The organism is Methylobacterium sp. W2 (genome assembly GCF_020662345.1).
In the GTDB taxonomy this organism is placed as follows: domain Bacteria; phylum Pseudomonadota; class Alphaproteobacteria; order Rhizobiales; family Beijerinckiaceae; genus Methylobacterium.
Map to the genome: position 1 here is coordinate 25,059 of NZ_VMOA01000022.1, position 21,179 is coordinate 46,237.

Genomic DNA, 21,179 nt, shown 5'->3' on the forward strand with positions numbered 1-21,179 from the left:
TTGGAGGCCTCCGCTTCGCTCCGGCACCTCGGAACGAGGTGGTGGGTCGGTCGATCCAACCACCTCGCCCCTTCGGAAAACCCTCGACCCCTACTTCTTGTGCCGTTCGATCTGGTCGCGGGCGGCCTGCGCCACCTTCTCGGAGGTGAAGCCGAATTTGGTCTGCAGATCCTTGATCGGCGCCGAGGAGCCGAAGGTGTGCATGCCGATGATCGCGCCGGACGAGCCGGAATAGCGGTCCCAGCCGATCACCGAACCCTGCTCCACGGCGACGCGGGCCAGCACGTCGGGGATCAGGACGCCGTTGCGGTAGGTCTCGTCCTGGCGCTCGAACAACTCCCAGGACGGCATCGAGACCACGCGGGCCTTGATGCCCTCGGCCTTCAGAGCCTCGTAGGCGGAGACGCAGAGCTGCACCTCGGAGCCGGTGCCGATGAGGATCACGTCGGGCGTGCCCTCGCTGTCGGCGAGCACGTAGGCGCCCTTGGCGGTGCCGGCGGCACTGGCAAAGGCCGAGCGGTCGAGGGTCGGCAGCGGCTGGCGGGAGAGGGCCAGCACGGCGGGCTGGTCCTTGAGGTTCATGATGACGCGGTAGGCTTCCGCCACCTCGTTGGCATCCGCCGGGCGGAGGGTGATGAGGCCCGGAATGGCGCGGAGCGTCAGGAGCTGTTCCACCGGCTGATGGGTCGGCCCATCCTCGCCGACCCCGATGGAATCGTGGGTGAAGACGTGGAAGACCGGCAGTTCCATCAGCGCCGCGAGGCGGATGGGCGGGCGCATGTAGTCGGCGAAGACCAGGAACGTCGCGCCGTAGGCGCGCAGGCCGACGAGGCCGAGGCCGTTGACGATCGACCCCATGGCGTGTTCGCGCACGCCGAAATGGATGTTGCGCCCGCCCGGCTCGAACGGCGACAGGGTGCCGGCCCCCTCGAATTCGAGCTTCGTCTTGTTGGAAGGCGCGAGATCGGCCGAGCCCCCGAGCATGTGGGGCACGTTCTTCGCGATGGCGTTGAGGACCTTGCCCGAGGATTCGCGCGTGGCCATGCCCTTGGCGTCGGCCGGGAAGACCGGGATGTCCTTGTCCCAGCCCTCGGGCAGGCGGCCAGCGAGCAGGGCGTCGATCTCCTCGGCCAGCGCCGGTTCGGCGGCCTTGGCCTCCGCCATGAACCGCTCCCAATCGGCGAAGAGCGCGGCGCCGCGCTCACCGATCCCGGCCTGGAAATTCTCCCTGACACCGTCCGGGACCAGGAACTGGGAATCCTCGGGCCAGCCATAGGCGCGCTTGGCGGCCTTGACCTCGTCCACGCCGAGCGCGTCCGAATGCGCCTTCGAGGTGTTCTGCTTGTTGGGGGCGCCATAGCCGATGATCGAATTGACGACGATCAGGGTCGGGCGGTCGCCGGACTGGAGGAAGGTCTCCAGGGCGCTGGACACGGCGTGGACGTCGTTGGCGTCGGCCACCCGCAGCACCTGCCAGCCATAGGCGAGGAAGCGCGTCGCCACCTCTTCCGAGAAGGCGAGCTCGGTATGGCCCTCAATGGTGATGGTGTTGTTGTCGTAGATCCAGCACAGGTTCGACAGGCGCAGGTGCCCGGCGATGGAGGCGGCCTCCGAGGCCACGCCCTCCATCAGGTCGCCGTCCGAGCAGATCGCGTAGACGTTGAAATCGAACAGCGGCAGGTCGGGCCGGTTCAGGGTCTCGCCGAGGAAGCGGCCGCCCATGGCCATGCCGACGGAGTTGGCGACCCCCTGGCCCAGGGGCCCGGTGGTGGTCTCGACGCCGGTGGTGAAGTGGTATTCCGGGTGGCCCGGCGTCTTGCTGTCGAGCTGGCGGAAATTCTTGATATCGTCGATGCTGACGGCCGGCTCGTTGCCGCCATCCGTCTGGGCGACGCCGGCGAGATGCAGCAGACCGTAGAGCAGCATGGAGGCGTGGCCGGCCGAGAGCACGAAGCGGTCACGGTTGGGCCAGTGCGGGTGGGCCGGATCGTAGCGGAGATAGCGGTTCCACAGGGTGTACGCCACGGGCGCCAGCGCCATCGGCGCACCGGCATGTCCCGAATTCGCCTTCTGCACGGCGTCGATCGCCAGGGTGCGCAGCGTATCGATCGACAGCTTGTCGATCTCGCTCAGGGCCTCGGTCGGCCTGTTGTCGGCTCCGCTCATGGTCTCGTCTTCCCGTCGTTTGTGGCAGCGGCGCTCAGCTGCGCTGCGCCGCGGCATCCGTTAAGTCTGCGCCGCCCTCGCCGGGGGAACTCGCCCGGTTGGGGGCGGTGGCGCGGGCGAGGGCGGATTTCCCGCTCCGCTCCCGAGCCGGCCCGTAGGCGCGGCTGTAGTTCAGAATCGTGTTCACCAGCGTGACATGGCTGAAGGCCTGGGGAAAATTGCCCACCAGACGCTTGGCGTCCACGTCGTATTCCTCCGCGATCAGACCGAGATCGTTGCAGACTCCGATCAGCCGCTCGATCAGGTCACGGGCCTCGTCGCAACGGTCCAGGCCGATGAGATTGTCGGCGTACCAGAAGCTGCAGGGCAGGAAAGCCCCTTCGCCGCCGGGCAGCCCATCGGTATTGTCATCCTCGGTGTCGTAGCGCAGCAGGAACCCGCCGCGCATCAGTTTCCGGCCGATGGCCTCCACCGTGCCGACGACGCGCGGGTCGTCCTGGGGCAGGAAGCCCATATGGGCGATGAGGAGCAGGCTCGCGTCGAGGGTCTTCGAGCCGTAATACTGCACGAAGCTGTTGAGCTCGGTGTCGAACCCCTTCTCGCAGACCTCTTCGTGGATGTGGTCGCGGATCGCGCGCCAGCGGTCCACGGGGGCGGGCGGCCCGTCGCCCATCTCGAAGGAGCGGATGGCGCGGTCGAAAGCGACCCAGGCCATGACCTTCGAATGGACGAAGTGGCGGCGCCCGCCGCGCACCTCCCAGATGCCCTCGTCGGGCTCGCTCCAGACCTTTTCCAGGTGCTCGAGCAAAGCGAGGCCCACGCGCCAGCCGTCGGCGTCGCCGAGCATCCCGCGCTGGCGGGCCTGGTAGAGGGCGTCGAAGATCTCGCCGTAGACGTCGAGCTGGAACTGGTCGACGGCCGCATTGCCGATCCGCACCGGCTTCGAACCCTCGTAGCCGGGCAGCCAATCGAGTTCGATCTCGGGCAGCAGCCGCTCGCCGGCGATGCCGTAGAGGATATGAGCCTGTTCCGGATTGCCGGCCACCGCCCGCACCAGCCAGTCGCGCCAGGCGCGGGCCTCGTCGAGGTAGCCGCCATCCATCAGGGCGATGAGGGTGAAGGTGGAATCGCGCAGCCAGCAGAACCGGTAATCCCAGTTGCGCACGCCGCCGAGTTCCTCCGGCAGGGAGGTGGTGGGCGCGGCCACGATCCCGCCGGTGGGCTGGTAGATCAGCGCCTTCAGGGTGAGGAGGGAGCGCTTCAGGATGGCGTCCCACGGGGTGCCCGAGGCGGCGCGGCTCGACCAGTCGCGCCAGTAGCGGTCGGTCTCGTAGAGGATCTTGCGCGGCTGGATCGGCGGCGGGTCGTCCTCGTGGGACGGGCCGTAGCTGAGGCTGAAGGCCATGCTCTCGCCCTCGGCCACGCTGAAGGTCGAGACCGTGGTCTGGCCGACCCCCTCAAGGGGGGCCAGGGTGCGCAGCACCACCTTGTGAGGGCCGGAGATGGCGCGCAGGTCGCCGAGCTCGTTGTGCGAGACCCAGGGCACCGCGAGCCCGTAATCGAAGCGCACGGACAAGACCATGCGCATGTCCACCGAGCCGGAGAGCCCTTCGACGATGCGCACGAGGTGCGAGCCGTCATTGGCCGGCATGTAGTCAGTAACCCTGGCCTCGCCGGTGGAGGTGACGTAGCGCGTCTCGAGGACGAGGCTGCCCTCGCGATAGCGGCGGGAGATCGTCGCGTCGCCGTCTGCCGGGGACAGCTTCCAGAAGCCGTGCTCCTCCGTGCCGAGGAGAGAGGCGAAGCAGGCGGCGGAATCGAAGCGGGGCCAGCAGAGCCAGTCGACGCTGCCGTCCCGACCGATGAGAGCGGCGGTGCGGCCATCGCCCACAAGCGCGTAATCCTCGATGCGTCCCGCCATGCCCATCCTCGCCGCCGGGACTCCGCGGCATACCAGTCGTCGCGCCCGTATTCTCGATGAAGGCTCACCTAGTCCCCGGTGAGGGGAGAATCCAGCGGCAACGCTCGGAAAGAGAGGCCGGGCAGGGCCATAACAGCGACCGATCCACGGAGCGGCGCGGTCAGGGGCGCAACGGCAGGCTGTCGACGAGGCCGGTCACCACGTTGCCGAGGGCCACGGCTTTGGCTCCCGCCGCGGCGCTCTGGGTACCGACGAAGCTGCCGGCCCGGCTGATCGCGGAGATCGCCGGCGCGAAGGGCAGGGCGAGACGGGGAACGAGATCCTCCTCCGCCTCGGCCTCAACCCGGAACGGCTCGGGAGCCACGGCGGGCGCCTTGGCGACGGCGACCGATGGCACGCGGACGGCGTCGGGCCTCGCGGATTCGGCCCTGGCCGTCTCGGACCGCGCGGGATCCGTCCGCCGCAGGGTCGGCTTGGCGGCGACGCGAGCGGCCGGGCGACGGGGTGGGGTCACGGCGCCCGTCGCTGCGACGCTCATGGCACCGTGATCGCGCAACGGAAACTGATCGCGAAAGGCGAGGGCGGCGGGGACGAAGGCCACCGTCGGGTCGGCCTCGGCCGGATTGGCCTGCGCCGTCCGGCTCTCCATCTCGACCATCGGCGGGCCGACGGGCGTCTCAAGGACGGGAGCGGAGGGCGTCTGGCAGAGGAAGGAGGCGGCCGAGACGATCACCGCGACGACGATCGTCGGCAGCAGCGGAAGCGCCATGCCCGACCCCGCCTCGGAGGCGAGGGCGTTCTCGATGGGCTGTGATATGCGGCACTCCACCATCCGAACACCTCACCCCGCGCCTCGACGACGCCATAAGCGCCTGCGTTTGCGGCGGAAGCTGGGCCATTTCCTTTCCCGATCGTATCAAAACATACCGGAGACGCCGAATCGGTCGCGCTGCTTTTCCGCTCCCCCGGTCTTGGGTCGATCCGTTCGGCCGAGCGGCCTGTTCGGCAAGCGGCTCATTCGGTATGCGTCTTGCCCTTTCCCGCCGGCATGCACCCGCCGTCCCGCCGCCCATTGGGCCCCGATGACAGACCCATCCCTCACCGTCGCCGTGATCGATCCGAGCCGAGCCCGCGCCGCGATCCTCGAAGAGGGACTGCGCGCCGCCGGAATCGCGCATGTGGTGATCATCCCCGATACCGCCGACCTGCCGGCGCAGGTGGCCGCCCTCAACCCGGACGTGGTGGTGATCCACCTGGAGAGCCCGAGCCGGGACATTCTCGAACAGATGTCGGGCCTGTCGCGCCATGTGGAGCGCCCGGTGGCGATGTTCGTCGACCGCTCGGACGCGCCGATGATGCAGGCGGCGGTGGATGCGGGGATCTCCGCCTACGTGGTGGACGGGCTTCATCCCCAGCGCATCCGGTCGATCCTCGACATCGCCATCCTGCGCTTTCAGGCCTTCGCCCGGCTGCAGCGGGAGCTCGTGGAGGCGCGGGGCGAGCTTGCCGACCGCAAGATCGTGGAGCGCGCCAAGGGCATCCTCATGGCCGCCCGTTCCCTGAGCGAGGAGGAGGCCTACAAGCTGATGCGGCGCAAGGCCATGAACGAGAAGCGCAAGATCGCCGACATCGCCCGCGCGATCGTCACCGCGGCGGACCTGTTCGGATGAGGCTCGCCCTCGGATACGTCCCCCTCGTGGATGCCGCGAGCCTGATCGCGGCGGCGGAACTCGGCTTCGCCAAGGTCGAGGGGCTCACCCTCGATCTCGTGCGCGAGCCGTCCTGGGCGACCCTGCGCGACAAGCTGGCCGTGGGTCATCTCGATGGCGCGCATATCCTGGCGCCCCTCGCCATCGCCAGCACGCTGGGGCTGAGCGGTCCCCAGACCCGGCTTTGCGTGCCCATGGCGCTGAACCTCAACGGCAACGCCGTCACGGTGTCCCGGCCCCTGTGGGACGCGATGGAGGCCGCCGACGACGAGGTCGACACCGTGGCCGCTGCCTTCGCCCGCATTGCCCGGCGACGGGCTCGGGAGGGACGGCCCCTGACGCTGGGTACGGTGCATCCATTCTCGAGCCATACCTACCAGCTCAGGATCTTCGCCGAGCGTGGCGGTCTCGATCTCGATGCGGAGACCCGCCTCGTGGTGATCCCGCCGCCGCAGATCGCCGAGGCCCTGCGGCGCGAACTGATCGACGGGTTCTGCGTCGGCAGTCCCTGGAACAGCGTCGCCGTGGCGGAGGGCTATGGCCGCATCGCCGTGCTTTGCAGCGAGCTCGTGCCCGGTTGCCCGGAAAAGGTCCTCGCCCTGCCCGAATCCGAAGCCCTGCGCTGCGCCCCCCTGGTGCGGGCCCTCGACCGGGCCGGGCGCTGGTGCGCCGATCCCGGCAACAGCGCGGAACTCGCCTCTATCCTCGCGCGGGAGGCCTATCTAGGAACGTCGGCGCCGATCCTCGAACGGGCGATCACGGGGGACGTCGTTGTCGATCCCGACGGCAGACGCCGGCGCGACCCGCATTTCGCCCTGTTCGGAGAGGCGGCGCACCGGCCGGACCCCGCTCATGCGGAGTGGTTCATCGACCAGGCGCAGCGTGCCGGGCAGCTCGCAGCCTCCGACGATCTGCTGGCCGCCGCCCGCGCCGTCTACCGCCCGGACCTGTTCGATGCCGCTCTGAGCGGCTGATCGGGGCCCGACGCCGCTTTTGACGGCAGAACAAGCCTTCCGATTGTGCATCGCACACCCCGGCCAGGCCTATAGCGGCCATGGCCCGCGCGCCGTCGATCCCATCCCCGAACCTAGAGCCGTTACAGGCTGAACGGCGTTTGGCACGGAACCTGCTGTGATCTTCTCGCTCGTCAACGGCGACGGGCGCGAATGTCGGCAGAGCCGCTGACCCAAGTAACCCGTTGGCGCGCTTTCGCGGCTGCCTCCGGTTGCGTTTGGGCGGCGGTTTTTTTGTGTGTTCAGGTCGGCGGCTCACGCTTCGAGGGATCGATTTCTCCATGACTGACGGGTTTCAGAACAGCCGGCGCAGCCTCCTGAAGGGCGCCGCCGCGACCTTGTCGCTGGCAGCCCTGGCGCGCACCGCGCTGCCCGGCGGCGCCTTCGCGCAAGGGGCCGGCCCCGAGGTGAAGGGCGCCAAGCTCGGCTTCATCGCGCTGACCGATGCCGGGCCGCTCTTCGTCGCCAAGGAGAAGGGCTTCTTCGCCAAGCACGGCATGCCCGACGTGGAGGTGCTGAAACAGGCGAGCTGGGGCACCACCCGCGACAACCTGGTGCTCGGCTCCGAGGGCAACGGCATCGACGGCGCCCATATCCTCTCGCCGATGCCCTACCTCATCAGCGCCGGCCGGGTGACGCAGAACAACGTCCCCGTGCCGATGCAGATCCTGGCGCGCCTCAACACCAACGGCCAGTGCGTCTCGGTGGCCAAGGAGTATCTCGATTCCAAGGTCGCCCTCGATTCCAAGGTGTTCAAGGCCGCGATCGAGAAGAAGAAGGCCGCCGGCAAGTCGGTGAAGGCGGCCATGACCTTCCCCGGCGGCACCCACGACCTCTGGATCCGCTACTGGCTCGCCGCCGGCGGGATCGACCCCGACAAGGACATCGAGACCATCGTCGTGCCGCCGCCCCAGATGGTGGCGAACATGAAGGTCGGCACGATGGATTGCTTCTGCGTCGGCGAGCCGTGGAACGCGCAGCTCGTGCAGCAGGGCCTCGGCTACACCGCGTTGACCACCGGCGAATTGTGGAAGGACCACCCGGAAAAGGCGTTCGCCATGCGCGCCTCCTGGGTCGAGAAGAACCCCATCGCCGCCAAGGCCCTGACCATGGCGGTGCTGGAAGCGCAGATGTGGTGCGACAAGCCCGAGAACCGGGACGAGTTCGCCGCCATCGTCGCCAAGCGTCAGTGGATCAACATCCCCGTCGGCGATGTCGCCGGCCGCATGAAGGGCACCATCGATTACGGCGACGGCCGCGTGGTCGAGAACAGCCCCTACGTCATGAAGTTCTTCGCCGACAACGCCTCCTACCCCTACCAGAGCCACGACCTCTGGTTCCTCACCGAGGACATCCGCTGGGGCAAGTTCGACGCGCAGACCGACACCAAGGCGCTCATCGCCAAGGTCAACCGCGAAGACATCTGGCGTGACGCCGCGAAGGCGCTGGGCGTCACCGCGATCCCGAGCTCCACGTCGCGCGGCAAGGAGACCTTCTTCGACGGGAAGGTCTTCGATCCCGCCGATCCCGCCGCCTACCTGTCCAGCCTCGGCATCAAGAGGATCGCGTGATGGCCAACACCTCCACCATCGCCGTAACGGGAGCCGCCGCGAAGCCGGCGGCGGCGGCCAAGGCCCCGCGCAAGCCCCTCGTGACCCTGGCGACGTTCCGCCAGATCGCCGTCAACCTGATCCCGCCGGTCGTGGTTCTGATCGCCTTCCTGGTGATCTGGGAACTGCTGTGCTCGCGGCCCACCGCCGGCCTGCCGCCGCCCTCGCGCGTCGTCACCGAGGCCTGGGACATCATCGCCCACCCGTTCTACGACAATGGCGGCACCGACAAGGGCCTGTTCTGGCACATCTATGCCAGCATCCAGCGCGTCGCCTTCGGCTTCGCCCTCGCGACCGTGGTCGGCATCATGGTCGGCACCCTGATCGGCCAGTCGGACTGGGCCATGCGCGGCCTCGACCCGATCTTCCAGGTGCTGCGCACGATCCCGCCGCTCGCCTGGCTGCCGCTTTCCCTCGCGGCGTTCCGCGACGGGCAGCCCTCGGCCATCTTCGTGATCTTCATCACCTCGATCTGGCCGATCATCATCAACACGGCGGTGGGCATCCGCAACATCCCGCAGGATTACCGCAACGTGGCGGCGGTGCTGCGGCTCAACCCGCTCGAATTCTTCGTGAAGATCATGCTGCCCTCGGCGGCCCCCTACATCTTTACGGGGCTGCGGATCGGCGTCGGCCTGTCCTGGCTCGCCATCGTGGCGGCGGAGATGCTCATCGGCGGCGTCGGCATCGGCTTCTTCATCTGGGATGCCTGGAACTCGTCGCACATCTCCGAGATCATCGTCGCCCTCGTCTATGTCGGGGTGATCGGGTTCTTCCTCGACCGGTTCGTGGCCTTCATCGGCACCCTCGTCACCCGCGGCGCCACCGCCTGAACGCCTCCGCGCGGCGCGCCGGGGTCTTCCCGCCGCGCCGTGCCCCGACCGCCTCTCGCAGAGGGACACGAGACCCATGAGCTATCTCAGCATCGAGAATGTCGGCATCAGCTTCACCCGCGCCGGGCGCACCAACGAGGTGCTGCGCGACGTCAGCGTGAAGATCGACAAGGGCGAGTTCGTCTCGCTGATCGGCCATTCCGGCTGCGGCAAGTCGACGGTGCTCAACATCGTCGCCGGCCTGCTCAAGGCCTCCACCGGCGGCGTCCTTCTCGAGGACAAGGAGGTCAACAGCCCCGGCCCCGACCGCGCCGTGGTGTTCCAGAACCACTCCCTGCTGCCGTGGCTCACCGTGCGTGAGAACGTGGCGCTGGCCGTGGAAAAGGTGCTCAAGGGCAAGAAGTCCCGGGCCGAACGCTCCGAGTGGATCGACCACAACCTCGCGCTGGTGAACATGACCCACGCCGCCGACCGGCGCCCCAACGAGATCTCGGGCGGCATGAAGCAGCGCGTGGGCATCGCCCGCGCGCTCGCCATGGAGCCGAAGGTGCTCCTCCTCGACGAGCCGTTCGGCGCGCTGGACGCGCTCACCCGCGCCCATCTCCAGGACTCGCTCATGGACATCCATGCGCGGCTGAAGAACGCCGTGATCATGATCACCCACGATGTCGACGAGGCGGTGCTGCTCTCCGACCGCATCGTGATGATGACCAACGGCCCCTCGGCCACCGTCGGCGAGATCCTCAAGGTCGATCTGGAGCGGCCCCGCCGCCGCCTCGATCTGGTGGAGGACGCCACCTACACCCATGCCCGCGCGGCGGTGCTCGAGTTCCTCTATGCCCGCCACGCCAAGCCCGCCATGGCGGCTTGAGGATCGGACCTCGGTGATGAAGGAACGTCTGGTGGTCATCGGCAACGGCATGGCGTCGTTGCGCTTCCTCGAACGGCTCACCGAGCGCGCGCCCGGTGCCTACGACGTCACCGTCGTCGGCGCCGAGCCGCAGGCGGCCTATAACCGCGTCCTGCTCTCGTCGCTGCTCGGCGGCGAGGTGGACGAGGCGGCCTGCGCGTTCCGGGGCCTCGACTGGTACGAGGCGCATGGCATCCGCCTCATCACCGGTGCGCCCGTCACCCAGGTCGACCGGGAGAACGCCCTGGTCATGGTCGGCGAGACCCATGTCCTGCCCTTCGACAAGCTGGTCCTGGCGGTGGGCTCTCTGCCGATCCGGCTGCCGAAGCCCGGCATGGACCTGCCCGGCATCATCACCTTTCGCGATCTCGCCGACGTGGCGGCCATCCGCAAGGCGGCTGTGACGGGGGCGAAGGCCATCGTCATCGGCGGCGGCCTGCTCGGGCTGGAGGCCGCCGTCGGCCTCGCCCGTCTCGGGGTCGACACCACGCTGCTCCACGTCATGGACCGGCTGATGGAGCGCCAGCTCGACCACCACGCCGCCGGCCTGGTGAAGCGGGCCATGGAATCGCGCGGCGTCCGCGTGCTGCTCAAGGCCGACACCGCCCATGTGGAGGGCGACGGCCGGGTCGAGCGCCTCGTCCTGTCGGACGGAACCGTGCTGCCGGCCGACCTCGTGGTGATGTCGGTGGGGGTGCGCCCCAATGCCGTCCTGGCTCAGGGCGCCGGGCTCGATGTCGGACGCGGCATCAAGGTCGACGACCGGATGACGAGTTCCGATCCGCGCATCTTCGCGCTCGGCGAATGCGCCGAGCATCGCGGCATGGTCTACGGCCTCGTCGAGCCCGCCTATGAGCAGGCCGAGGTGCTGAGCCGCCATCTCGTGGGCGAGGAGGCCGCCTATCCCGGCACGTCGCTGGCCACCAGCCTGAAAGTGTCCGGCCTGCCGGTCTTCTCTGCCGGGCTGATCGAGGCGCCCGAAGGCGCCGAGACGATCGTGATGTCCGATCCCGGCCTCGGCCTCTACCGCAAGCTGATCGTCGGCGACGGCCGGCTCCTCGGCGCCGTCTTCGTCGGCGACATCGCCGAACAAGGTTGGTGCAAGACCCTGATCCGCACCGGCGAACCCATCGCCGATCACCGCGACGACCTGATGTTCGGGCGCGTCCACGCCCCCGATTCCCAATCCCTGGCAGCATGATGGAGGCTTCCATGGCCGACGACTTCAACGCCGAGCAGAAGCGCTACCTCGAAGGCTTCGCCTCGGGCATCGCCGCCGCCCGCCTCACCGGCGGCCTCGCCCTCGGGCAGGGCGCCGCCGCGCCCTCCGAGCCCACCGGGCCGGACGCCATCCACATCAAGGCCCAGGACGCCACGGTGAAGGCCGGCGGCAAGCTCTGCGACCAGGAGAAGTGGAAGCGGGCGGAGAATCCGTTCGAGGGCCACAATCGCCTCATCGCCGAGGCCGCCACCGGCAAGGCCCCGAAGCCGGAGGACAATTTCCGCTGGCGCTATCACGGCCTGTTCTGGCTCGCCCCGGCCAGCGGCGACTTCATGTGCCGCCTGCGCATCCCCAACGGCATCCTGCAGCATTGGCAGTTCGCCGGCATCGCCGATCTCGCCGATGCCCATGGCGGCGGCTACAGCCACGTCACCACCCGCGCCAACCTCCAGGTCCGCGAGATTACGGCGGAGCACGGCCAGCCCTTCCTCGACGGGCTGATCGATCTCGGCCTTACGGCGCGCGGCTCGGGCGCCGACAACATCCGCAATGTCACCGGCTCGCCCGTGGCCGGCATCGACGCCCAGGAACTCCTCGACACGCGGCCGCTGGCCAAGTCCTGGCACAACTGGATCATCAACGACCGCTCGCTCTACGGCCTGCCGCGCAAGTTCAACGTCGCCTTCGATGGCGGCGGCGTCATGCCGGTGCTGGAGGAGACCAACGATATCGGCTTCCAGGCGGTAAAGGTCCTCGAGGGTGCCGCCGTGGAGCCCGGCATATGGATGCGCCTCGTGCTCGGCGGCATCTCCGGCCACCGCGATCTCGCCCGCGATACCGGCGTGGTGCTGCGCCCCGAGGCCTGCAACAAGGTCGCCGACGCGATCCTGCGGGTCTTCATCAAGAACGGCGACCGGACCAACCGCAACAAGAGCCGGATGAAGTACGTCCTCGACGCCTGGGGCTTCGACAAGTACCTCGCCGCCGTGGAAGACGAACTCGGCTACAAGCTCGACCGGGTCGATCCGGCGCATATCGCACCGCGCGGACCGATGGACCGCTTCTCCCATGTGGGCGTCCACAAACAGGTCCAGCCGGGCCTGAACTGGATCGGCGTGATCCTGCCTGTCGGCAAGATGACCTCCGACCAGATGCGGGAATTGGCCAAGATCTCGTCGGAATGCGGCGACGGCGCCATCCGCATGACCGTCTGGCAGAACTTTCTGTTTTCCGGCGTGCCGGACGCCAAGGTTGCCGAGGTCCAGGCGCGCGTGGCAGCGCTCGGCCTCACCACCGAGGCCTCCAGCATCCGCGCCGGCCTCGTGGCCTGCACCGGCATCAAGGGCTGCAAGTTCGCCGCCTCCGACACCAAGGGCCACGCCCTCATCATCGCCGACTACATCGAGGCCAACCTCACCGAGCTCGACGTGCCGGTGAACGTCCACGTCACCGGCTGCCACCATAGCTGCGCCCAGCATTACATCGGCGATATCGGCCTCATCGGGGCCAAGGTCGTCGTCTCGGAGGAGGGCGACACGGTGGAGGGCTACGACATCGTCGTGGGCGGCGGCTTCGGCGACAGCCCGAAGATCGGCACCGAGATCTGGAAGGCCGTGAAAGCCGAGGATTGCCCCGCCCGGATCGAAGCGCTGCTGCGCAGCTACCTCACCCGCCGCGAAAACCGGGAGGAGAGCTTCCAGGCCTTCACCGCCCGCACCGGCCCCGAGACCCTCCGCAACCTCGCCGAAGAGCAACCCGTCCTGAAGGCCGCAGCATGAGCGAGCACGTCACGCCCCCGCTCGTTCTCATCCCCGAGAACGCCCCGTTCAACCCCGACCAGCGCTCCTGGCTGTCGGGCTATTTCGCCGCTCTCCTCGGCCCCGCCATCGAGGGCGCCACGGCCCTGGCCCCGGGTGATTCCGGGGGCGGGCCGAAGCTCGCCGACAACGACGACGCGCCCTGGCACGACCCGTCGATGCCCTTGCCCGACCGGATGGAGCTCGCCAAGGAACGGCCGGAGCCGCAGAAGCTCATGGCGGCCATGGCGCAGCAGGATTGCGGCCAGTGCGGCTACAATTGCGCGGATTACGCCAACGCGCTGTTCCTGAAGAAGGAGGAGCGCCTGAACCTGTGCCAGCCGGGGGGCAAGGACACCCTCCGCATGCTCAAGAAGCTGGACGAGGAGTTCGGCGCGAGCGGCGGCGGCACCGCCAAGAAGGCCGATGCGGGGGAGGGCGAGGCCAAGGCGGAAGCGCCGCTGGGACCGCTGGGCTATTGCCGCGAGAACCCGGTGGAGGCCGTGTTCCTGTCCCGCACCCGCCTCAACGAGCCGGGCGGCGAGAAGGAGACGTGGCATATCGAGATCGACCTCACGGGCACGCCGATCGAGTACGTGGTCGGCGATTCCCTCGGCCTGTTCCCGTCGAACCCGCCGGCCCTCGTGGATGCGGTGATCGCCGAACTCGGCGCCCGGCCGGAACGGATCATCGGCGGCCAGACCCTGCGCAACCGACTGATCAAGGACTACGCGCTGGGCGGAGCGCCGGACGGGCTCTACCAGCTCCTCTCGCTCCTCACCTCGGGCGAGGCGCGCAAGAAGGCGCAGGCCCTCTCGGCCGGCGAGGACCCGGACGGCGATGCCGCCTATCTCGACGTGCTCGGCGCCCTCCACAAGTTCCCCGGCGCCCGGCCCGATGCGGAGGTGTTCCTGGAAGCCCTCGACGAGTTGCAGCCGCGGCTCTACTCGATCTCCTCCTCGCCCAAGGCCGATCCGGGCCGGGTGTCGCTCACCGTCGACGCGGTGCGCTACAACCACCGCTCGCGGCTGCGTCTGGGCGTCGCCTCGACCCATCTCGGCGAACGCATCTCCGAGAAGACCACGGTCAAGGTCTACCTGCAGAAGGCGCACGGGTTCGCCCTGCCGGAGGATCTGTCGAAGGACGTGATCATGTGCGGGCCGGGCACCGGCATCGCGCCGTTCCGCGCTTTCCTCCGCGAGCGCGCGGCGACCCAGGCTCCGGGGCGCAACTGGCTGTTCTACGGCCACCAGCGCCAGGCCTCCGACTTCTTCTACAAGGACGAGTTGACCAAGCTGAAGGACGACAAGGTGCTGACCCGCCTGTCGCTGGCCTGGTCCCGTGACGGCACCGAGAAGACCTATGTCCAGGACCGCATGCGCGAGAGCGGAGCGGAGCTATGGAATTGGCTCGAGGGCGGCGCCCATTTCTACGTCTGCGGTGATGCCAAGCGCATGGCCAAGGATGTGGAGCGGGCGATCATCGACGTCGCGGGCAGCCACGGCGGCAAGAACCCGGACGAGGCGGTGGCCTATTTCACCCATCTCAAGAAGACAGGGCGGTATCAGGCCGACGTGTATTAGCACACGTCGAACCGTCCCCCCCCACAGACCTCGGGCTTGCCCGAGGTCTGCCTTTGACTGCCCAAGTCGGGCAGGCCCGACTGGGGGTGGGGGAGGGTGCCTGCGGAGCAGGCGGGAGAGGGGCAGCGCGACCTCTCCGAATGGGGCAGTGCTCCCCTCTCCCGACCCGCATTCGCGGGCCACCCTCCCCCGCAGAGGGGGGAGGAAGATGCGCACATCCGGCCCGACTCTTGCTGCCCTTTAAACCCTGGAACCCGCCGAGGATTTCGCCATGAACGCGCACGTCCAGGCACCCGCCGCCGCCGTGAAGACCACCTGCCCGTATTGCGGCGTCGGCTGCGGCGTGCTGGCCACCCCCGACGGGTTCGGAGGGGCGGGCATCGCCGGCGATTCCGAGCATCCGGCGAATTTCGGCCGCCTCTGCTCCAAGGGCTCGGCCCTCGGCGAGACCCTGTCCCTGGACAGCCGCCTGCTGCATCCCTCCGTCGACGGCGTGCGCGCGAGCTGGGAATCGGCGCTCGGCACCGTGGCCGGCGGCCTGCGCAAGGTCGCCGAGCAGCACGGCCCGGATGCGATCGCGTTCTATCTCTCGGGCCAGCTCCTCACCGAGGATTACTACGTCGCCAACAAGCTCGCGAAGGGCTTCCTCGGCACGCCGCATGTGGACACCAACTCGCGCCTCTGCATGTCGAGCGCGGTGGCGGCCCACCGCCGCGCCTTCGGCTCCGACACGGTGCCGGGCTGCTACGAGGATCTCGACGAGGCCGACGTGATCGTACTGGTGGGGTCCAACACCGCCTGGTGCCACCCGATCCTGTTCCGCCGCATGGTCGATGCCCGCGCCAAGCGTGGCACCAAGCTCGTGGTGATCGACCCGCGCCGGACCCAGACGGGGGAGGAGGCCGACCTCTTTCTCGGCCTCAAGCCCGGCACCGACACCGCCCTGTTCTCCGGCCTCCTCGTGCATCTCGCAAGCGCGGGCGCCCTCGATTACCGCTTCGTCCTCGACCACACGACGGGCTTCGAGGGGGCGCTCGAGCGCGCCCGCTCGATCGCGCCGGACATCGCCGCGACGGCCGCCGCCACCGGCCTTTCGGACGCGGATGTCGGCGCCTTCTTCGCGCTGTTCACCCGCACGAAGCGCGTCGTCACCGCCTTCTCGCAGGGGGTGAACCAGTCGGCCCAAGGGACCGACAAGGGCAACGCCATCATCAACTGCCATCTGGCCACCGGCCGCATCGGCAAGACCGGCGCCGGGCCGTTCTCCCTCACCGGCCAGCCCAACGCCATGGGCGGGCGCGAGGTCGGCGGCCTAGCCAACATGCTCGCCGCCCACATGCATTTCGCCCCCGAGGAGGTGGACCGGGTCCGCCGCTTCTGGAGCGCGCCGCGCATCATCACCGGCGAAGGCATGAAGGCGGTGGCCCTGTTCGAGGCGGTGGAGCGCGGCAAGATCAAGGCCCTGTGGGTGATGGGCACCAACCCCGTCGTGTCGATGCCCCGCGCCGACGCGATCCGCGAGGCGATCAAGGGGCTCGATCTCTACGTCGTGTCCGAGGCCGTCGCCGACAGCGACACCGCCATGGCGACGGGCCGCAAGACCGTGCTCCTGCCGGCCCAGGCCTGGGGCGAGAAGGACGGCACCGTCACCAATTCCGAGCGGCGCATCTCGCGTCAGCGCAGCTTCCTGAAGGCCCCCGGCGAGGCGCGGGCCGACTGGGCGATCATCAGCGACGTCGCCAAGCGCCTCGGCCACGGCGAGGCCTTCGCCTATCCCAACGCCGCCGCGATCTTCCGCGAGCATGCCTCGCTCTCGGCCTTCGAGAACAACGGCACCCGCGATTTCGACATCGGCGCGGTGAGCGACATCTCGGACGCGGCCTATGCCGGCGCAAAGCCGCTGCAATGGCCGCTGACGAAGCGCGGGGCCAGGGACGGCAAGCAGCGCCTGTTCGCCGACGGGCAGTTCTTCACCTTCGACAAGCGCGCCCGCTTCGTCGCGGTGCAGCCCCCGGCCCTGGCACAGGCCGTGAGCGAGGACTTTCCCTTCGTGCTCAATACCGGCCGCGTGCGCGACCATTGGCACACGATGACCCGCACCGGAAAGAGCCAGCGCCTCTCGGCTCACCGCGACGTGCCCTTCGTCGAGATCCACCCCGACGATGCGGCGGCGATGGGCGTCACCCATGGCGGCCTCGCCACGGTGTCCACCGCCCACGGCACCACGGTGCTCGAAGTCATGGTCAGCGGCGGAATGCGCCGGGGCGACCTGTTCGCCGCCTTCCACTGGAGCGGGGCCACGGCCTCGGAGGGGAGGGTCGGCGCCCTCGCACGCGGCATCCCCGATCCGGTTTCCGGGCAGCCCGAGCTGAAGGCGACGCCGGCCGCCATCGCGCCGGCGGTCTATCGCAGCCGCGGCTTCCTGCTCACCCGCGATCAGAGGTCGCTCCCCGCCGGCTGGTGGTGGGCGCGCGCCACGATCCAGGGCGGCTCAGGCCTCCACTTCGCCACCCAGGAGAGCTCGCGCGAGGTGGCGCTGATGCTGCGGGGAATGTTCCAGGGTCTCGAGATCGCCGAATACGCCGACCACGCCCGTGGCCGCTACCGCTTCGCCGCCTATGACGGTGACCGCCTCGTCGCGTGCCTCGCCCTGGCACCAAGTGAGGCCAAACCCGGCTGGGAATCGGAGAAGGCCTATTTCGCCGCCGACGATCTCGAACCCTCCGCCCGGCGCGCGCTCCTCTCCGGCCGGGCCGAGACGGCGTCGGCCGGACCGACGGTCTGCGCCTGCCACGGGGTCGGGCTCGACGTCATCGCCGCCACCATCGCGGCCGGGGCGCACAGCGTCGAGGCGGTGGGCGTCGCCTGCAAGGCCGGCACGAATTGCGGCTCGTGCATCCCAGAGATCCGCAAGCTGCTGCCGCAGGCGCTTGCGCGCGACGCCGCATAAGCTCATTTTCATAGGATGAGCACGCCCCGCCAGCCCCGGGAAACCCGACCCGCCGGAATCGCCGCCCGTGAGGGCGCCGGACATGCCGGCCTCGAACCGCTTGCGGTGCTGCCGGTCTTCGTGCCGCTGCAGGGCAAGCGTGCGGTGCTCGCCGGCTCCAATGGCGGGGCGCCGTGGAAGGTGAAGCTGCTCGCCGCCGCCGGCGCCGACGTGGACGTCTACGCGCCGGAGCCCAGCGACGAGCTGCGCGCGGTGCCGGGCGAGATCGTCGCCGGCAGCGTCACCCTGCACGAGCGCCAGTGGCAGCCCGCCGACCTCCAGGGCGCCGCCTTCTGCATCGGCGCCATGGAGGACGAGGCCGATTGCATCGCCTTCGTCGCAGCCGCGCGGGCAACCGGCGCCATCGTCAACGCCGTCGACCGGCCGCATCTCTGCGACGTGAAGTTCGGCGCCATCGTCAACCGCTCGCCCATGGTGGTGGGCATCTCCACGGAGGGCGCCGCCCCGGTCTTCGGCCAGACCGTGCGCGCCCGGATCGAGGGCATGCTCCCGCGCGGGTTCAAGGCCTGGATCGGCGCCGCCCGCGACTGGCGCGAGGAGGTGACGGGCCGCTTCCACGCCTTCTCCGATCGCCGCGCCTTTTGGGAGCGTTTCACGGACCGCGCCTTCGCCGAGCCGGATCGCGTCCCCACAGAGACGGATCTGGCCGAACTCCTCGATCACACCGAGACCGCGCCGAAGGGCGGAGCCGTTACGCTGGTCGGCGCCGGGCCGGGCGATGCCGAGCTCCTGACGCTGAAGGCCCTGCGGGCCCTCCGCAACGCCGACGTGATCCTCTACGACGACCTCGTGGCGCCCGAGATCCTCGATTATGCCCGCCGCGAGGCGCGCACCATGCTGGTGGGCAAGACCGGGCACGGCCCCTCCTGCCGCCAGGACGACATCAACGCGCTGATGGTGCAGCTCGCCAAGTCCGGCAAGCAGGTGGTGCGCCTCAAATCCGGCGATCCGCTGGTCTTCGGAAGGGCCGGCGAGGAGATCGACGCCTGCCATCAGGCCGGCATCCCCGTGAGCGTCGTCCCCGGCATCTCGGCGGCGCAGGGGGCGGCTGCCTCCCTCGGTGTCTCGCTGACCAACCGCGACGCGGCGCGGCGCCTGCAATTCGTCACCGGCCACGACCGCCGCGGCGCCCTGCCGGAGGATCTGAACTGGGGCGCGCTCGCGGACCCGAGCGTGACCACCGTGGTCTACATGCCGAAGAAGACCCTGCGCGTGCTGCTGGACCGCGCCACCGTCGAAGGTCTGGCTCCCGACACCACCGCGCTCCTCGTCTTCAACGCCACCCGGCCGAATCAGGCCGTGGTCAGCGGTACCGCCGCCGATCTGGCGGACCGGGTGGAGGCATCCGGCTTCGAGGGGCCGGCCTTGCTGATGGTGGGAGAGGCCCTGCGCCGCATGGGCGCCGAGGCCGCGGTCTCCGCGATCGAAGGCAAGCTCGCGATCTGAAAAGCGCCGGTTCGCAGGCACTCCCCTTCCAAGTCGGCGTGAAACGGTGAAGATCGGTAATGTCGCGCCGCTCTCCTGCTGACCGAAGGGCTCGCGCTGCAGCCAAAGCGTGTAGAGTTCCGATCCGGGTCGGAGCAGCGCCATACCATCATGCGATTCGTTGTCCTCGCCCTCGCTCTGTCTCTTCTGGCCGCCACGCCCGCATCGAGCGCCGACGATCCGGTGATCGCGGCGGCGACGGACCTCACCGGCGAGGTCCTGTTCCTCGAATCCGGCGCGCCCGGCATGATCCTGGTGGTCGTGCGCGGGGACGGGACCTTCATTCGCGGCTACGGCGAGACCGAGAAAGGCAACGGGATCACGCCTGACGGGACGAGTCTCGTACGGCTCAACTCCGTCACCAAGGTCTTCACCACGGAAGTGCTGGCCTCCCTTGCCACGGAGAGAAAGCTCTCCCTCGCCGATCCGCTGCAGAGCTTCGCGCCGGAGGCGAAGGTTCCCGCCTTCGAAGGGCGGCCCATCACCCTGCTCGATCTGGCGACCTATTCCGGCGCCCTTCCGCGCGAGATGGGACACGCTCCCGAAGGCACGAACCCCCGCGCCTGGCCGACCCGCGACGACCGCTGGTCCTGGCTCGGCACATACACGCTGCCTTGGGCTCCCGGCACCGTCACGTCCTACTCGAATGTGGGGTTCGACCTCCTGGCCGATGCCGTCGGCGCGGCGGGGGGCGCGCCCTATTCCCAGTTGCTGCGCAGCCACGTCACCACGCCGCTGGGAATGGCCGATACGGGACTGTCGCCGACGCCGGAGCAATGTGCGCGGCTGATGATCGGCTCGGGCCTCGGCGGCCCGGCCACCTGCGTCGACACGCAGGCGACGGGCGGCAGCGGCGGGCTCTACAGCACGGGCAACGACATGGCGCGCTGGCTCCGGCACAATGTCATGGCCAAGAGCGGCGCGCTCGCCTTGAGCCATGCGGTCTACCGCCCGCGCCAATCGATGCCGGCGGCGATCGGCTTCGACGAAGCCTCGCCGATGGCGGGCCTCGCCCTCGGCTGGGTCGCCTTGGCGGCCAAGGGGAACGAACCGGCGCTGCTGGCAAAGAGCGGGGGAGGCGCCGGCTTCATGAGCTACATCGCCTTCGCGCCGGGGCGCGATGTCGGGGTCTTCGTCGTGATCAACAGCATCGATTTCGCCGCGTTCTCCGCCTTGACCAGCACGACCCACAAGCTGATCGCCGCCCTCGCGACCCGCTGACCTGGGCGAGACCCCGATTTCCCCGATGCCGCCCCCGGCGACACATTGACGGTTGCCCGCATCCCCGGCCCATGCTCTTGCCGCAGCATCCCTCCGGAACCGGCCTGAAGACTTCCCATGCGGCGTGCCCTTCCCCTCATCCTCTTCGCCCTCGGCCTCGTGGCGCTCGGCGTCGCGGCCACCGTGCTGCTCGTGCCCAAGGCCGGTCAGGTGGCGACCAGCAGCGTCGGCGGGCCGTTCACCCTGACGGACCAGGACGGCCGGCGCGTCACCGAGCGCGATTTTGCCGGAGCGACTCATCTCGTCTTCTTCGGCTTCACCCATTGCCCCGACGTCTGCCCGACGACGCTGCAGCAGATCGGCGACGTGCTTCAGGCGCTCGGCCCTAAGGGCAAGGACACGAAGGCGCTGTTCATCGCGGTCGATCCGGAGCGCGACACGCCGGAGGCGCTGAAGACCTATCTTGCCAGCTTCGACCCCCGCATCGTCGGCCTCACCGGCTCGCCGGAGGAGGTCACCGCAGCGGTGAAGGGCTACCGCGCCTATGTCCGCAAGGTGCCGACCAAGGAGGGCGACTACACGATGGAGCACACGGCGCTCGTCTACATCATGGATGGCGGGAACCGCTTCGTGAACGCCCTCAATTTGACGAAACCCGCGGACCAGGCGGCGGCGGAACTCGCCAAGGCGCTGTGACGCG

Annotated in this window: 15 protein-coding genes; 12 read left to right on the forward strand and 3 right to left on the reverse strand. The window is 69.1% G+C overall.

What is annotated here, in order from left to right:
- Positions 1-90: 90 nt before the first annotated feature.
- The 3 genes from tkt to FPV16_RS13775 all read right to left on the reverse strand — a co-directional run bounded on the left by tkt (position 91) and on the right by FPV16_RS13775 (position 4,856).
- Entirely contained in the window at positions 91-2,166 is a 2,076-nt protein-coding gene (gene tkt, locus FPV16_RS13765; protein ID WP_227438975.1) for a transketolase, read from the reverse strand.
- A gap of 34 nt (positions 2,167-2,200) precedes the next feature.
- On the reverse strand, positions 2,201-4,087 hold the full coding sequence (locus FPV16_RS13770) for a glycoside hydrolase family 15 protein (RefSeq protein WP_227438976.1): 1,887 nt from the start codon (positions 4,085-4,087) through the stop codon (positions 2,201-2,203).
- A 160-nt stretch (positions 4,088-4,247) separates the two neighbouring features.
- Entirely contained in the window at positions 4,248-4,856 is a 609-nt protein-coding gene (locus tag FPV16_RS13775; RefSeq protein ID WP_227438977.1) for a hypothetical protein, read from the reverse strand.
- Positions 4,857-5,169: 313 nt separating this feature from the next.
- Between FPV16_RS13775 and FPV16_RS13780 the strand changes: the two genes are divergently transcribed.
- The 12 genes from FPV16_RS13780 (at position 5,170) to FPV16_RS13835 (ending at position 21,175) form a co-directional block, all read left to right on the forward strand.
- A complete protein-coding gene (locus FPV16_RS13780) occupies positions 5,170-5,757 on the forward strand; it encodes an ANTAR domain-containing response regulator (protein ID WP_227438978.1) in 588 nt (195 codons plus the stop codon).
- Positions 5,754-6,770, forward strand: coding sequence for a CmpA/NrtA family ABC transporter substrate-binding protein (locus FPV16_RS13785; RefSeq protein ID WP_227438979.1), 1,017 nt, complete (start codon positions 5,754-5,756; stop codon positions 6,768-6,770). Before FPV16_RS13780 ends, FPV16_RS13785 begins: the two co-directional genes overlap by 4 nt.
- Before the next feature lie 320 nt (positions 6,771-7,090).
- Positions 7,091-8,380: a CmpA/NrtA family ABC transporter substrate-binding protein gene (locus FPV16_RS13790; RefSeq protein WP_227438980.1), complete on the forward strand. Its 1,290-nt coding sequence runs from the start codon at positions 7,091-7,093 to the stop codon at positions 8,378-8,380.
- A complete protein-coding gene (gene ntrB, locus FPV16_RS13795; RefSeq protein ID WP_227438981.1) occupies positions 8,380-9,252 on the forward strand; it encodes a nitrate ABC transporter permease in 873 nt (290 codons plus the stop codon). Before FPV16_RS13790 ends, ntrB begins: the two co-directional genes overlap by 1 nt.
- A 76-nt stretch (positions 9,253-9,328) precedes the next feature.
- A complete protein-coding gene (locus FPV16_RS13800) occupies positions 9,329-10,123 on the forward strand; it encodes an ABC transporter ATP-binding protein (RefSeq protein ID WP_027173078.1) in 795 nt (264 codons plus the stop codon).
- 16 nt (positions 10,124-10,139) lie between these two features.
- On the forward strand, positions 10,140-11,363 hold the full coding sequence (locus tag FPV16_RS13805; RefSeq protein WP_227438982.1) for an NAD(P)/FAD-dependent oxidoreductase: 1,224 nt from the start codon (positions 10,140-10,142) through the stop codon (positions 11,361-11,363).
- An 11-nt stretch (positions 11,364-11,374) separates the two neighbouring features.
- A complete protein-coding gene (locus FPV16_RS13810) occupies positions 11,375-13,162 on the forward strand; it encodes a NirA family protein (RefSeq protein WP_227438983.1) in 1,788 nt (595 codons plus the stop codon).
- Entirely contained in the window at positions 13,159-14,763 is a 1,605-nt protein-coding gene (locus tag FPV16_RS13815) for a sulfite reductase subunit alpha (RefSeq protein ID WP_227438984.1), read from the forward strand. Before FPV16_RS13810 ends, FPV16_RS13815 begins: the two co-directional genes overlap by 4 nt.
- 271 nt (positions 14,764-15,034) lie before the next feature.
- The gene (locus tag FPV16_RS13820; RefSeq protein WP_227438985.1) at positions 15,035-17,713 is read left to right on the forward strand and encodes a nitrate reductase; all 2,679 of its coding nucleotides are present in this window, start codon (positions 15,035-15,037) and stop codon (positions 17,711-17,713) included.
- Between the two features lie 15 nt (positions 17,714-17,728).
- Positions 17,729-19,219 carry a siroheme synthase CysG gene (gene cysG, locus FPV16_RS13825; RefSeq protein ID WP_227438986.1) on the forward strand — a complete coding sequence of 497 codons (1,491 nt, stop codon included), beginning with the start codon at positions 17,729-17,731 and terminating at the stop codon, positions 19,217-19,219.
- 150 nt (positions 19,220-19,369) lie between these two features.
- Positions 19,370-20,479 carry a D-alanyl-D-alanine-carboxypeptidase/endopeptidase AmpH gene (gene ampH / locus FPV16_RS13830; RefSeq protein WP_227438987.1) on the forward strand — a complete coding sequence of 370 codons (1,110 nt, stop codon included), beginning with the start codon at positions 19,370-19,372 and terminating at the stop codon, positions 20,477-20,479.
- A 117-nt stretch (positions 20,480-20,596) separates the two neighbouring features.
- Complete coding sequence (locus tag FPV16_RS13835; protein ID WP_227438988.1) at positions 20,597-21,175, forward strand: SCO family protein; 579 nt, start codon at positions 20,597-20,599, stop codon at positions 21,173-21,175.
- Positions 21,176-21,179: the final 4 nt, after the last annotated feature.

Excerpts from the sequence above, each read along its gene's own strand:
- FPV16_RS13800 (WP_027173078.1), top strand. The coding sequence starts at position 9,329 with ATGAGCTATCTCAGCATCGAGAATGTCGGCATCAGCTTCACCCGCGCC.
- FPV16_RS13770 (WP_227438976.1), bottom strand. The coding sequence starts at position 4,087 with ATGGCGGGACGCATCGAGGATTACGCGCTTGTGGGCGATGGCCGCACC.
- FPV16_RS13790 (WP_227438980.1), top strand. The coding sequence starts at position 7,091 with ATGACTGACGGGTTTCAGAACAGCCGGCGCAGCCTCCTGAAGGGCGCC.
- tkt (WP_227438975.1), bottom strand. The coding sequence starts at position 2,166 with ATGAGCGGAGCCGACAACAGGCCGACCGAGGCCCTGAGCGAGATCGAC.
- cysG (WP_227438986.1), top strand. The coding sequence starts at position 17,729 with ATGAGCACGCCCCGCCAGCCCCGGGAAACCCGACCCGCCGGAATCGCC.
- FPV16_RS13835 (WP_227438988.1), top strand. The coding sequence starts at position 20,597 with ATGCGGCGTGCCCTTCCCCTCATCCTCTTCGCCCTCGGCCTCGTGGCG.
- FPV16_RS13780 (WP_227438978.1), top strand. The coding sequence starts at position 5,170 with ATGACAGACCCATCCCTCACCGTCGCCGTGATCGATCCGAGCCGAGCC.
- FPV16_RS13805 (WP_227438982.1), top strand. The coding sequence starts at position 10,140 with ATGAAGGAACGTCTGGTGGTCATCGGCAACGGCATGGCGTCGTTGCGC.
- FPV16_RS13820 (WP_227438985.1), top strand. The coding sequence starts at position 15,035 with ATGAACGCGCACGTCCAGGCACCCGCCGCCGCCGTGAAGACCACCTGC.
- FPV16_RS13785 (WP_227438979.1), top strand. The coding sequence starts at position 5,754 with ATGAGGCTCGCCCTCGGATACGTCCCCCTCGTGGATGCCGCGAGCCTG.
- FPV16_RS13810 (WP_227438983.1), top strand. The coding sequence starts at position 11,375 with ATGGCCGACGACTTCAACGCCGAGCAGAAGCGCTACCTCGAAGGCTTC.
- ampH (WP_227438987.1), top strand. The coding sequence starts at position 19,370 with ATGCGATTCGTTGTCCTCGCCCTCGCTCTGTCTCTTCTGGCCGCCACG.
- FPV16_RS13815 (WP_227438984.1), top strand. The coding sequence starts at position 13,159 with ATGAGCGAGCACGTCACGCCCCCGCTCGTTCTCATCCCCGAGAACGCC.
- FPV16_RS13775 (WP_227438977.1), bottom strand. The coding sequence starts at position 4,856 with ATGGCGCTTCCGCTGCTGCCGACGATCGTCGTCGCGGTGATCGTCTCG.
- ntrB (WP_227438981.1), top strand. The coding sequence starts at position 8,380 with ATGGCCAACACCTCCACCATCGCCGTAACGGGAGCCGCCGCGAAGCCG.